The organism is Azohydromonas sp., from assembly GCF_035325925.1.
Taxonomy (GTDB): domain Bacteria; phylum Pseudomonadota; class Gammaproteobacteria; order Burkholderiales; family Burkholderiaceae_C; genus Calidifontimicrobium.
In genome coordinates this window covers 1-13,610 of sequence record NZ_DAOKZA010000068.1, presented here as the reverse complement: position 1 = coordinate 13,610, position 13,610 = coordinate 1, and the positions used below count along the sequence as shown (strand labels likewise).

Genomic DNA, 13,610 nt, shown 5'->3' with positions numbered 1-13,610 from the left:
CGAGATCGCCGTCAAGCGCGTGCTCACGCGCGACGGCACCAGCAGCTACTACATCAACAACCAGCCGGTGCGCCGGCGCGACGTGCAGGACGTGTTCCTGGGCACGGGCCTGGGCCCGCGCGCCTACGCGATCATCGGCCAGGGCACGATCAGCCGCATCATCGAGAGCCGCCCCGAGGAGCTGCGCATGTTCCTCGAGGAGGCCGCGGGCGTGTCGAAGTACAAGGAACGCCGCCGCGAGACCGAGAACCGGCTGAAGGACACGCGCGAGAACCTGACGCGCGTCGAGGACATCCTGCGCGAGCTCAACGCCCAGCTCGACAAGCTCGAGGGCCAGGCCGAGGTCGCCGCCAAGTACCACGACCTGCAGACGCAGGGCACGCTGAAGCTGCACCAGCTGTGGTTCCTGAAGCACCGCGACGCCGCCGCCGAGCAGCAGCGCGTGCGGCGCGCGGTGGCCGAGGCAGGCACCGCGCTCGAGGAGAAGCTCGCCGAGCTGCGCCGCCTTGAGGCCGAGCTCGAGGCGTTGCGCCAGCAGCACTACGCCGCCGGCGACGCGCTGCACGCCGCACAAGGCGAGCACGCGCAGGCGCAGCTCGAGGTCAGCCGGCTCGAGGAGCGCATCCGCTACGTCGTCGACAGCCGCCAGCGCACCGAGCAGCGCCTGAGCGAGCTCGCGGCGCAGGACGCGGCCTGGCAGCAGCGTGCGGCGCAGGCCGCCGACGAAGTCGCCCGGGTCGCGCAGCGCATCGCCGAGGCCGACGAACGTGCCGCGCTGCTCGCGGCGCAGGCCGAGGAGCAGGCGCAGCAGCTGCCCGACGCCGAGGACGCGCTGCGCGCCGCGCAGTCGCGCAGCAACGAGCAGCGCGCGCTGGTGGCGCAGGTGCAGCAGCAGCTGCAGGTGCTGTCGGCCGAGAGCCGCAGCGTCGACGAGCAGAGCCGTCAGCTGCGCACGCGGCGCGACCGGCTGTCGGGGGAACGCCAGCAGCTCGCCGCGCCCGACGCGGCGCGCCTGGGCGAACTGCGCGAGCGCAGCGCCGCGGCGGACGCGTTGCAGGCCGAGGCCGACGCGCGGATGCACGAGCTCGGCGAGGCGCTGCCGGCGATCGACGCGCAGCGCCGCGCGCAGCAGGAGGCGGCACAGCGCGAGGCCGCCAGGCTGTCAGAGCTGTCGGCGCGTCTCGACGCGCTGCGCGCGCTGCAGGAGAAGGTGCGCACCGGCGGCAAGCTCGAGCCCTGGCTGGGGCGGCACGGCCTCGACGGTCTCGCCGGGCTGTGGACCCGCGTGCACATCGACACCGGCTGGGAGAGCGCGCTCGAGTCGGCGCTGCGCGAGCGGCTCCACGCGCTCGAGGTCGGTCGCATCGAGACGGTGCGCGCGTTCGCCGCCGACCCGCCGCCGGCGCGGCTCGCGTTCTACACGCCGCAGGCGGCGGCGCACCCCGACCCGCACCGCACGCTGCCGCGGCTGGCGGCGCGGCTGCGCCTGGGCGACGCCGGGCTGCAGGCGCTGCTCGAGGACTGGCTCGAGGGCGTGTACACCGCCGACAACCTCGACGAGGCGCTCGCGCAGCGGCCCAAGCTGACGCACGGCGAGGTGATCATGACGCCCGAGGGTCACGCGGTGTCGCCGTTCGCGGTGGCGTTCTACGCGCCCGACACCGAGCAGGCGGGCATGCTCGCGCGTGCGCAGGAGATCGAGAACCTCGACGCCGCGCGGCGCGCGCAGGCGCTGATCGCCGACGAAGCGAGGAGCGCGCTGGTGCGCCTCGAGGCCGTCTACAGCGACGCCGCGGCGCGGCTGGCGCAGGCGCGGCGCGAGGCTTCGCAGGCGCAGACGAGCGCGCACCAGCTGCAAGTCGAGCTGCTGCGGCTGGCGCAGCAGGCCGACGCGGCGAGCCAGCGCCGCGGCCAGCTCGACGACGAGCTCGGCGAGGTCGACGCCCAGCTCGAGGCCCTCGAAGAGCGGCGCGCGACCGGCGAGGCGCGCTTCGAGGAGCTCGACATGCAGCTCGCGACGACGCAGGAGCGCCACGCCGAGCTCGACGAGGCGGTGCTGGCCGCCGAGCGTGCATTGGCCGGCGCGCGCGAGCAGCAGCGCCGGCTCGAGCGCGACACGCAGGCCGCGCAGTTCGACGCGCGCACGCTGGCCGCGCGGCGCGACGAGCTGCAGCGCGCGATCGACGACGCGCAGGCGCAGGTCGAGGCCAACGCGCGCTCGGCCGAGCAGCTGCGCGCCGAGCTGGCCACGCTCGACGACGCCGCGGCGCAGGCCGGGCTGCAGACCGCGCTGGCGCTCAAGCTCGAGCGCGAGCAGGCGCTGGGCGCGGTGCGCAGCCGCTACGACGACCTGTCCGCGCGGCTGCGCGCCGGCGACGAGCAGCGGCTGGCCGCCGAACGTAGCCTCGAGCCGATGCGCGAGCGCATCACGAAGCTGCAGCTCGACGAGCAGGCCGCCGCCCTCGGCGGCGCGCAGTACCTGGAGCAGCTGCAGGCGGCGGGCGTCGACCTCGACGCGCTGGCGCGCGGCATCGACGCCGGCGGCGTCAGGCTCGCCGGTCTGCAGGGCGAGATCGACCGCATCCAGCGCGAGGTCGCCGCGCTCGGCGCAGTGAACCTCGCCGCGCTCGAGGAGCTGACCACGGCGCGCGAGCGCAAGGCCTTCCTCGACGCGCAGAACGCCGACCTGACCGAGGCGATCCGCACGCTCGAGGACGCGATCCGCAAGATCGACCTCGAGACGCGCGAGCTGCTGAAGACCACCTTCGACGAGGTCAACGCGCACTTCGGGCGCATGTTCCCGACGCTGTTCGGCGGCGGCAACGCGAAGCTGGTGATGACCGGCGACGAGATCCTCGACGCCGGCGTGCAAGTGATGGCGCAGCCGCCGGGCAAGAAGAACAGCACGATCCACCTGCTCAGCGGTGGCGAGAAGGCGCTGACCGCGATCGCGCTGGTGTTCGCGATCTTCCAGCTCAATCCGGCGCCGTTCTGCCTGCTCGACGAGGTCGACGCGCCGCTGGACGACGCCAACACCGAGCGTTACTGCAAGCTGGTCACCGAGATGAGCGCCGGCACGCAGTTCCTGTTCATCAGCCACAACAAGATCGCGATGGAGATGGCGCAGCAGCTGGTCGGCGTGACGATGCCCGAACAGGGCGTGTCGCGCATCGTCGCCGTCGACATGGACGAGGCGGTCGGCATGGCCGAGGCGGCGTGAGGCGGCGCGGAGCGCGGCGATGACGCTGACCGCGGCCCTGGCGATCGCGGCGCTGGCGGTGGTCGCGGTGCTGGCGCTGCACGCGTGGTGGACGGCGCGTGGGTCGGCGCCGCGCCGCGCCGACGCACCGCGCGTCGACGTGCCGCCGGTCGATGCGGGGCGCGTGGAGCCGTCGCTGGGCGGCGAGGCCGGCGACGGCGGCGAGCGCGTCGAGCCGATGCTGGGCGTCGAGCCGCGCCCGGTGCTGCAGCGCCGCGCGGCGCGGCTGGACGCGCTGGTCGACGCGATCGCGACGCTGGCCGTCGACGCGCCGGTGACCGGCGACGCGGTGCTGTCGCACCTGCCGCCGACGCGTCGTGCCGGCACCAAGCCGTTCCTGATCGAAGCGCTGAACGCCGACGGCGGCGAGTGGGAGCACCCGCAGCCCGGGCGGCGCTACCGCGAGTTTCAGGCCGGCGTGCAGCTGGCCAACCGGCACGGCGCGCTCAACGAGATCGAGTACTCGGAGTTCGTGCAGAAGGTGCAGGACTTCGCCGACGGCGTCGGCGCGGCGCCCGACTTCCCCGACATGCTCGACGTCGTCGCGCGGGCGCGCGAGCTCGACGCCTTCGCGTCGGCGCACGACGCGCAGCTGGTGATGCAGCTGCGCGCGAACTCGGTGGCCTGGTCGGTCGGCTACCTGCAGCAGTGCGCCGCGCGCCACGGCTTCGTGCCCGGCGCGGTGCCGGGACGGCTGGTGCTGCCGGGCGCGGGCGACGGCGCGCCGCCGGTGCTGGTGCTGGCGTTCGACGCGCAGGCGGCGCTGGCCGACGACCCGAACCAGTCGGCGCTGCGCGAGGCGACGCTCAGCCTCGACGTGCCGCAGACCGACGAGGCGGCCGAGCCCTTTGCCGCTTGGCAGCGTGTCGGTCGCGAACTCGCCGAAGAGCTCGACGCGTCGCTGGTCGACGAGGCCGGCGCGCCGATCTCGCTGCACGCCTTCGCCACCATCGACGAGGAACTGCGCCGGCTGTACCGCGCGCTCGAGCAGCGCGACCTCGCCGCCGGCACGCCGGCGGCCAGGCGGCTGTTCAGCTGAGCGCCCCGCCCGGGGCTGGTCCGCGTCGTTCGCCGGCGACGCCGGCGTGCAGAGGGCCGTCGGATCGCGCCGGATCCGGGTGCCGACCATGCTGGCGCACGCCCCGGCCCGGGCGCCGCCTTGCGCGTCGTCACATCGACAGCGAGCCCTCGCGGAACGCGGTCTTGTCGAGCCACACGTTGACCAGCACCGGCCGTCCCTCGCGGGCGATGCGGCGCGCGCGCTGCAGCGCCGCCGGCACCTCGTCGTCGCGGCGCACCTCGATGCCGGCGGCCCCGAAACCGGCGGCCACGTCGTGGTACGCGGTGCGCCCGAGCACGGTGCCGACGTCGTCGCCGAGCATCTTGACCTGCTCGCGCGCGATCTGCGTCCAGCCGGCGTCGTTGCCGACCACGGCGATCACCGGCAGCCCCTGGCGCACGAAGCTGTCGAACTCGGCCAGGCTCCAGCCACAGGCACCGTCGCCGAACACGATCCACACCTCGCGCCCGGGGCGCGCTGCGGCCGCGCCGAGCGCGAAGCCGGCGCCCACGCCGAGCGTGCCGAAGGCGCCGGGGTCCAGCCACGCCAGCGGGCCGCGCGGGCGCAGCACGTAGCTGGCGGTGGCGACGAAGTCGCCGCCGTCGGCGACGAACACCGCGTCGTCGGCGGCTTCGGCGTCGAGGGCCCGCAACAGCGCCAGCGGGTTGACGTGCTCGCCGTGCACGCCGGCGTCGCGGTCGATGTCGGCCTCGCGTGCCGTGTCGCGCGCACGCAGCGTGTCGATCCACGCGGCCCAGGAGGCGCCCGCCGCGCCGCGCTTGGCGGCGAGCTCGCGGATCGCGTGGCCGGCGTCGCCGATCAGCGCGACGTCGGGCCGGCGGTTCAGCCGCGCGTCCCTCGCGCTGCGGTTGGCAGCGAGCAGCGTCGCGCTGCGTCGCACGTGACGGCCGTAGTCGAGGCGGAAGTCGCACGGCACGCCGGCCAGCAGCACGCAGTCGGCCTCGCGCAGCGCGAGGCGGCGCGCGTGCCGCATCTGCAGCGGGTGACTGCGCCCGAGCAGCCCGCGTGCCATGCCCGACAGGTACACCGGCACGCCCAGTGCATCGACCGCGCGCACCAGTGCGTCGACCTCTGCGGCCTCGACCACCGCCTGGCTGCCGAGCACCATCAGCGGCCGCTCGGCACGCTGCAGCGCGGCGAGCGCGTGTCGCAGGGCCGGCGCATCGGGGCGCGGCGGGTCGACCGGGCGCGGCGTCGGCGTCGGCGCGGTGTCGCTGCCGGCGAACACGCGTGCGGCGTGGCGGTTCAGGTACCAGCGCAGCGCGCGGTCGGCCAGCCCCGTGCCCTTGCCGGCGGCGTCGGCGTACCACTGGCGGATCGACGCCTCGTCGTACAGCAGGTCGACCGGGCACTCGATGAACACCGGCCCGGGCACGCCGGTGCGCGCCAGCGCGAAGGCTTCGGCCACCGCCGGTGCCAGGTCGCGCACGCGCCGCAGTTTCAGGAAGCGCTTGACGTGCGGCTCGACGAGCGGGCGCTGGTCGATGTCCTGCAGCGCGCCGCGGCCCTGCAGCGCCGTCGGCGCCGCGCCGCCGATCAGCACCAGCGGCGACTGCGCGAGCTGCGCGTTCTTCAGCGCGGTGATGGTGTTGGTGATGCCGGGGCCGGCGGTCACCGCGGCCACGCCGGGGCGGCCCGACAGCCGCGCCGCGGCGTCGGCGGCGAACACCGCGGTGGCCTCGTCGCGCACGTCGACGACGCGCACGCCGCGCGCCTTCGCACCGGCGAGGATCGGCGAGATGTGGCCGCCGCACAGCGTGTACAGGTGCGTCACGCCGTGCGCGACCAGCGCCTGCGCGACGCGGTCGCCGCCGTGGCGGATGCCGACCGCGCCGGCGGTCACGCCCACACCACGCGGTGGCCGTCGGCGTACCAGCGCTCGACCTGCGCGGCGATCGCCTTCTCGATGCCGGCGCGCTTGATCTTCATCGTCGGCGTCAGGCAGCCGTTCTCGATCGTCCACGGCTCCCTGGCGACGACGATCATCTGCAGCTTCTCGTAGTCCGACAGCTGCGCGTTGACACGCACGAGCAGCGCCTCGAGCTCGCGCTGCACCTCGGCGCGCACCGCGGGATCCGACACCTTCGGCCGCAGGTCCTCGGCGAGCACGACCAGCGCGTACGCGGCCGGGTGGCCGACGCCCGAGACCATCGACAGCTCGATCATCGGGTTCGCGTTGATCAGGTTCTCGATCGGCGCCGGCGCGACGTACTTGCCCTTGGCGGTCTTGAACAACTCCTTCGCGCGGCCGGTGATCTTCAGCAGCCCGTCGGCGCGGCGCTCGCCGAGGTCGCCGGTGCGGAAGAACCCGTCTTCGGTGAACGAGGTGGCGCTCAGCTCGGGCTGCTTGTAGTAGCCGCTGAACTGCGCCGGCGACTTGATCAGGACCTCGCCGTCGGCGGCGATGCGCACCAGCACACCGGGCATCGCGACGCCGACGTAGCCGGGCTCGTGCTGCGTCTCGGTCGACGCGTGTGAGAACGAGTTGTCCTCGCTCATGCCGTAGCCCTCGAGCACCTTCAGGCCCAGCCGCTCGTACCAGCGGATCAGGTCGGGTGGCAGCGGCGCCGAGCCGCTGAACGCCGCCAGCGCCGAGTCGAGCCCGAGCCCCTTGAGCACCTTCTTCGCGACGACGCGCCCGAGGAGGGGGATCTTCAGCAGCCGCTCGAGCTTGTGCGCCGGCATCTTCGCGAACACGCCCTGCTGGAATTTCAGCCACAGCCGCGGCACCGAGATGAACAGCGTAGGGCGTGCACGCTGCAGGTCGGCGAGGAAGGTGTCGAGCGACTCGGCGAAGAACACCTGCGTGCGCCCGTCGACCAGCGATGCGCCCTCGACGCACGAGCGCTCGAAGCTGTGCGCCAGCGGCAGGTACGACAGCAGCCGCCCGTCGACGTCGGGCCCGGTGCGCTCGCGCGAGAACCTGGCGAAGCCCTCGGCCGCGGCCGAGAACGCGCGGAAGCTCGACATCACGCCCTTGGGCGTGCCGGTCGAGCCGGAGGTGTACAGCAGCATCGCCAGGTCGTCGGGGTCGCGCTGGATGCGCCCGGCCAGCGGCGCGGTGCGCGCGATCAGGTCGTCCCACTTCGGCATCCCGGAGGCCAGCGCCGACGCCGGCGCCAGCGGCAGCGCGATGCACGGCAGCGACGCCGGCACGCCGGCGCGCTGGTCGTCCCAGGTGTCGAGCTTGCCGACGAACAGCGCGCTGGCCTCGCTGTGCTCGAGCACGTAGCGGATCGTCTCGGCCTTCTCGGTGGGGAAGATCGCCACCGTCGTGTAGCCGCCGATCCAGATCGCCAGTTCGGTGATCACGAAGTGCGCGCAGTTCTTCGACAGCATCGCCACCTTCGCGCCGCGCGGCAGCCCCATCGACTGCAGGTGCGCCGCCATGCGCCGCGCCTGGTCGAGCGCCTGCGCCCAGGTGTAGTCGACGACACGCCCGCCGCCCACCGGCTGCGTCAGGTACACGCGCTCGGGGGTGCGGGCCTCGTGGTCGTAGACATGCTCGAGGATCGGTCGGGGCATCGTGTCGGTGTTCAAGACGGTCTCCGGGGGAATGGGCGCCGGCCGGGCGGCGGGCGCGAGCGTACGCGCGCGCCGCAGGGGCCGCCACCCGGGCAACCCCAGGGCCCGCCGCAGGCGTCGGCCTTGGCCGACAATCGCCGGCGATGTCAGCCGCCGCCGACCCCGCGCAGCGCGCCGCCGAGTTGCGCGCGCTGATCCAGCACCACGACCACCGCTACTACGTGCTCGACGCGCCGGAGATCCCCGACGCCGAGTACGACCGGCTGTTCCGCGAGCTGCAGGCGATCGAGGCCGAACACCCGCGGCTGCGCACGCCCGACAGCCCGACGCAGCGCGTCGGCGGCGCGGCGCTCGAGGGCTTCACGCCGGTGCGCCACGCGGTGCCGATGCTCAGCATCCGCACCGAGACCGACACCACCGCGGGCGGCGCGCGCGCGTTCGACGCCCGCGTGCGGCGCGAGCTGGGCCTGGCCGACGGCGACGCGGCGGTCGAGTACGCCTGCGAGCTGAAGTTCGACGGGCTGGCGATCAACCTGCGCTACGAAGGCGGCGTGCTGGTGCAGGCGGCCACGCGCGGCGACGGCGAGACCGGCGAGGACGTGACCCGCAACGTGCGCACGATCGGCGCGATCCCGCTGCGGCTGGCCGGCGTCGCGGCGCCGGTGCTCGAGGTGCGCGGCGAGGTCTACATGCGCCGCGACGACTTCGAGGCGCTGAACGCACGCCAGCGCCAGCGCGGCGGCAAGACCTTCGTGAATCCGCGCAACGCCGCCGCCGGTGCGGTGCGCCAGCTCGACCCGGCCGTGGCGCGCGAGCGGCCGCTGAGCTTCTTCGCCTACGGCCTCGGCGAGGTGCGCGGCTGGGGCACACCGGCCACGCACGGCGCCACGCTGGACGCGCTGGCGGCGATGGGCGTGCCGGTCGAGCCGCACCGCGCGGTGGTGCGCGGCGCCGACGGGCTGGTGGCGTTCCACCGCGAGGTCGCGGCGCTGCGCGACGTGCTGCCGTTCGACATCGACGGCGTCGTCTACAAGGTCAACCGGCTCGACCAGCAGCGCGCGCTGGGCTTCGTCACGCGCGAGCCGCGCTGGGCGGTGGCGCACAAGTACCCGGCGCAGGAACAGATGACGGTGCTGCGCGGCATCGAGGTGCAGGTCGGGCGCACCGGCAAGCTCACGCCGGTGGCCAAGCTCGAGCCGGTGTTCGTCGGCGGCACGACGGTGAGCAACGCGACGCTGCACAACGAGGACGAGGCACGGCGCAAGGACGTTCGCGTCGGCGACACGGTGATCGTGCGCCGCGCCGGCGACGTGATCCCGGAGGTGGTCGGTGTCGTGCCCGACCGTCGCCCGCTCGACGCCGGGCCGCCGTTCGACATGCACGCGCTGCTGCGCGGGCGCTGCCCGGTGTGCGGCAGCCAGATCGTGCGCGAGCCGGGCGAGGTCGACTGGCGCTGCAGCGGCGGGCTGTACTGCGCCGCGCAGCGCAAGCAGGCGCTGCTGCACTTCGCCAGCCGCCGCGCGATGGACATCGAGGGGCTGGGCGACAGGCTCGTCGACCAGCTGGTCGACGGCGGGCTGATCCGCACGCTGCCCGAGCTGTACAAGCTCGGCGTGGCCCAGCTCGCCGCGCTCGAGCGCATGGCCGACAGGAGCGCCGCCAACCTGGTCGCCGCGCTCGAACGCAGCAAGCACACGACGCTGGCGCGCTTCCTCTACGCGCTGGGCATCCGCCACGTCGGCGAGGCGACCGCGAAGGACCTGGCGCGCCACTTCGGCTCGATCGACCGCATCATGGACGCGTCGGTCGACGAGCTGCTGCAGGTGCGCGACGTCGGGCCGGTGGTCGCGCAGAGCATCCGCACCTTCTTCGACCAGCCGCACCACCGCGAGGTCGTCGAGCAGCTGCGCGCCGCCGGCGTGCGCTGGGACGAACACGACGGCGCGCCGCCGGCCGACGCGTTGCCGCTGGCCGGCAAGACGCTGGTGCTCACCGGCACGCTGCCCACGCTGTCGCGCGACGAGGCCAAGGCGCTGATCGAGGCCGCCGGGGGCAAGGTCTCGGCGTCGGTGTCGAAGAAGACGCACCTCGTCGTCGCCGGGGCCGAGGCCGGCAGCAAGCTCGACAAGGCGCGCGAGCTGGGCGTCGCGGTGATCGACGAGGACGCACTGCGCGCGCTGCTGGCCGGCGACTGATCGTCGCTCGAACATCACGACGGTGGCCGGCCCGCGGCCCGCGCGTCCTGGGCAGGCATCCGGCACGCGCACGACGACGCCTTGGCCGGCGCCGGGCGACCCGCGCGAATGCCGGCACGCGGCGCAAGGTCGGGGATGGCGGCCTACAATCTCGTCCATGCTCGCCCAGCCCGCCTTGCCCTGCAACGTCACCGCGGCCACGCCCGCGGTCGCGTCGGGCCGTGCGCTCGAGCGACAGCCTTGCACACGCCCCGCGCGGCGGCAAGGGCTGGCCGCACATCCCTGAGCCCGGCGACCCCCGCTTCTCCACACAGCACAGGTCGCCGGGCACACCCCCAGTGACGCGTCGCCGCGCGGCCGCCCGGGCTGTCACGGCGTCGCCTCGATCGCAGTGGTGCGGCGGCCTTCGAAGAGCTCATCGTTGACACGCCTCGGCGCGAGTCGGGCCCGGCACGCCGGGCGCTGATCGCGCCTCCCGCCTCGCGGGACGTCCGCCCCCCTGCACGTTCGCATCCGGTCGATCCCGACGGCCGCGACCCACGCACCAGCGTGCGGCGGCCACGGGCATCGACCAGCCGCCGTCGACGGTGCAGCCCGGCTGCGCCGGTGCCGGCCACGGGGAGATGGGGATGTCCAACTTCGACACCGTCGCAGCGCTCGTCGACCGGCCCGACAGCGACGCCCTGCGCAAGGCCGCGCACATCGCGTCGCGCGCCGGCGGCCGGCTGACCGTGCTCGGCGTCGCCTCGATCCGCCAGCGCGTCGCGGCAGGCGGCGTGCCGCTGGGTGATCCGCGCCTGCCGGCGCGGCTGCAGCGCCGCTTCGGGCTCGACCATGTCGACGCGGTGTCGCTGACGCCGCGACAGGCAGTGCACGTCGCGCAGCGTATCGACCTGGTCGTCGTCGACGACGCGGCCGACGGCGACAAGGCGACGTGGCGCGCCGTGGGCACGCTGCTGCGCGCCGGCCCCGGTGCGGTGCTGCTGGTCAGGACGCCCGGCGTCGGCCACCGGCGTGCGCTGCTGTCGGTCGACGACGCGCCGCGCGACGCCGACGCCTGGGCGACGGTCGGCGACGTGGCCGCCCGCGCCGAGTTGCACGCGTTGCACGTGCTCGACGCCGACGCGGTGCGCGCGCTGGCCGGGCGCGGGGTCGGGGCGACGGCGCGCGACACGCGCAGCGGCGCCCTCGCCGAGCGGGTGCGCCGCCACGTCGAGCGCTGGCTGCGCGACCGGGCGCGCCTGCCGGTGGCGCAGGTGCACGTGCGCCTCGCCGAGGGGCTCGTTGCCGCGCTCGTCGCGCAGGCCGAGGCCTCGCAGGCGGACCTGGTGGTAGTGCGCCGTGCGCGCGTGCCCGCGCTGGCCGGGCTGCTCGGCATCGACCCGGTCGCCAGGCTGCGCGCGGCGCTGCGCTGCGACCTGCTGGTGCTGCCGCATGCGGCGGTCGATCGGCACGGCGTGTCGTCGACCGGCCCGTCGGCTACCGACGCGGCGTGCGCGCCGGCGCAGCGGCGGCGCCATCGCGACGCCGGCGCACCGCGCCGCGCGCTGCAGGTGACCGACCTGCACTCGGGGCGCAGTCGCACCGTGGTGCTGGCCGACCCGCGCGACGCTGCGGCCGAGCGCTCGGTGTCGCCGTTCTCGGCCGTCGGGCGCGCGCTGCGTTCGGCGCTGCTCGCGCCGTCGGCGGTGGTCTCGGTGCCCGGCTGGCCGCCGGGACGCCTGCGCATCGACGCCGTGCTCGACGGGCACGGCGACGCCCCGTCGACGCCGCCCGCGCGCCGGCGGGCCGCCGACGTCCCCCCCGCCGCACCGCGGCAGCTTGCGGAGTCGCGCGATGGACCTCACCGTTGACTTCATCCGGGCCAAGCGCCCGTGCGCGCCCGGGTGGCGCTGGTACCTGCGCCACGGGATGCAGGGGGCGAGCTACCAGCAACTGCTCGACGCGCTGGTCGCCGCGGGTCGCGTCGACGACGCCTGCTGGCTGCTCGACCAGTTCGGGTCGACGCACGAGCGGCTGGTCGTCGACCACCTCGACGCCGAGGCGGTGGTGTTCGCCGGGACGATCGAGGCGCGCGGCCACGTCGAGGTGGGCTCGGTGCTGCGCGCGGGGCGGTCGATCTCGGCCGGCGGCGGCGTGGTCGCCGGCGGCTCGGTGATCGCCGCCGACGACCTGCGCTGCGGCGGCGGGCTGCGAGCAGGGCAGCGGGTGGCGTGCGGCGGCGACTTGCGCGTGGCCTCGAGCGTCGACGTCGGCGGCGCGATCGAGTGCCGCGGCGACGCGCGCATCGGGCGCGACCTGCGCTGCGAAGGGCGCGTCACGGTCGACGGCAGCGCCTCGGTGGCGGGCGACCTGCACTGCGCCGAGCGCCTCGTCGTCGGCAAGGGGCTGCGGGTCGGGGCGTCGATCGAGGGCGGCGACAGTGTGCGCGCCGGCGACGGCATCGCCTGCGGCGGCGACGTCCGCGCCGGACTCCACCTGGAGGCCGGCTGGGGCATCGCGGCGCGCGGCGACATCGCCGCCGACGGCGCGGTGCGCGCCGGCGAGAGCCTGCAGGCCGGCGGGCAGATCCGCGCCGGCGCCGGCTACGGCGTCTACGCCGGGCTCGACGTGCGCCGTGCCGACTGGCCCACCAGCGGTTTCGTGCGCGCCGCGGCGCCGCCGGCCGGGTTGTGCAGCGGCGCGTGGCTCGGCGGCGCCGACGCTGGCGCGGGCAAGGCCGCGCCCGCGGCGGCGAACGAAGCGCAGGCCGGCGGCGTCGCGTCACTGCGCCGCGTCGGGTTGTAGCCATGCGCATCGACGTGCACTACACCGCCGCGCAGATCGACGACGAACTCGCGGCGCTGCAGCATCGGCTGCGCGACCAGGCCACGCAGTTGCAGCCGGTGCGCCACACGGCGCGCCTGCCGGGTTTCGCCGCGCGATTCCGCTGCACCGACGGCAGCGTGTTCGTCTACGTCGAGGACCTCGCGCAGCGGCGGCTGGCCGGGTACACGGTGTTCCGGCGGCTCGACGGGATCGACCGTCGAAGCCGCGGCGCGGTGCTGTCGCCGCACTCGAAGTTCGCGCCGGCGTACCAGCGGCGCGGGCTGGCGAGCCACGTCTACGGCTGGATGCTCGACGGCGGCGTGTGCCTGGTCAGCGGCGCGCGGCAGTCGCCGGCCGCGCACGCGCTGTGGCGCTCGATCGGCCGCCGCCACCACCTAGGCTTCGTGCGCTGCAGCCGGCGCAGCCTGCGCTACCTCGGCGCCGATGCGCCGCCCGACGCGTTCGACGACCTCGACACGCGCATGGTGCTCTGGGGCGACGACTGGTGCGTCGAGCGCTTCGACCGCCTCGCGCCGCCGCGCGGCCGGCCGGCGCTTCAGGGCCGTGGTCCGAGCATGGCGTCGACCTGCACCCAGGCGTCGAACTGTTCGGCGCCGACGAGGCCCGACGCGATCGCCGCGTCGCGCAGGCTCGACCCGTCGCGGTGCGCCGCCTTGGCGATCTCGGCGGCGCGGTCGTAGCCGATGTGCGGCGCCAGCGCGGTGACCAGCATCAGCGAGCG

Annotated in this window: 7 protein-coding genes and 1 pseudogene; 5 read left to right on the top strand and 3 right to left on the bottom strand. The window is 75.2% G+C overall.

Annotated features, from left to right (window positions below):
• Positions 1 to 3,220, top strand: a 3,220-nt coding sequence (gene smc, locus PKC53_RS17335) for a chromosome segregation protein SMC (RefSeq protein ID WP_324430895.1), incomplete at its 5' end; no start/stop codon positions are given.
• A 19-nt stretch (positions 3,221 to 3,239) separates the two neighbouring features.
• Complete coding sequence (locus tag PKC53_RS17330) at positions 3,240 to 4,298, top strand: cell division protein FtsZ (protein WP_324430893.1); 1,059 nt, start codon at positions 3,240 to 3,242, stop codon at positions 4,296 to 4,298.
• A gap of 130 nt (positions 4,299 to 4,428) precedes the next feature.
• On the opposite strand, the gene PKC53_RS17325 is transcribed toward PKC53_RS17330, so the two are convergent.
• Both PKC53_RS17325 and PKC53_RS17320 read right to left on the bottom strand, forming a co-directional pair.
• The gene (locus PKC53_RS17325; protein WP_324430891.1) at positions 4,429 to 6,183 is read right to left on the bottom strand and encodes a thiamine pyrophosphate-binding protein; all 1,755 of its coding nucleotides are present in this window, start codon (positions 6,181 to 6,183) and stop codon (positions 4,429 to 4,431) included.
• Entirely contained in the window at positions 6,180 to 7,865 is a 1,686-nt protein-coding gene (locus PKC53_RS17320) for an AMP-binding protein (protein WP_324430889.1), read from the bottom strand. Before PKC53_RS17320 ends, PKC53_RS17325 begins: the two co-directional genes overlap by 4 nt.
• A gap of 143 nt (positions 7,866 to 8,008) precedes the next feature.
• Between PKC53_RS17320 and ligA the strand changes: the two genes are divergently transcribed.
• The 3 genes from ligA to PKC53_RS17305 all read left to right on the top strand — a co-directional run bounded on the left by ligA (position 8,009) and on the right by PKC53_RS17305 (position 12,847).
• Positions 8,009 to 10,060, top strand: a complete 2,052-nt coding sequence (gene ligA / locus PKC53_RS17315) for an NAD-dependent DNA ligase LigA (RefSeq protein WP_324430887.1) — start codon at positions 8,009 to 8,011, stop codon at positions 10,058 to 10,060.
• A 629-nt stretch (positions 10,061 to 10,689) separates the two neighbouring features.
• A complete protein-coding gene (locus PKC53_RS17310; protein WP_324430885.1) occupies positions 10,690 to 11,913 on the top strand; it encodes a hypothetical protein in 1,224 nt (407 codons plus the stop codon).
• Positions 11,897 to 12,847: a hypothetical protein gene (locus tag PKC53_RS17305; RefSeq protein WP_324430883.1), complete on the top strand. Its 951-nt coding sequence runs from the start codon at positions 11,897 to 11,899 to the stop codon at positions 12,845 to 12,847. The genes PKC53_RS17310 and PKC53_RS17305 overlap by 17 nt, the downstream gene beginning before the upstream one ends.
• Before the next feature lie 577 nt (positions 12,848 to 13,424).
• Here PKC53_RS17305 and PKC53_RS17300 read toward each other — a convergent pair.
• Positions 13,425 to 13,610 (bottom strand): annotated as a pseudogene (locus PKC53_RS17300) (class II fumarate hydratase); the annotation flags it as partial.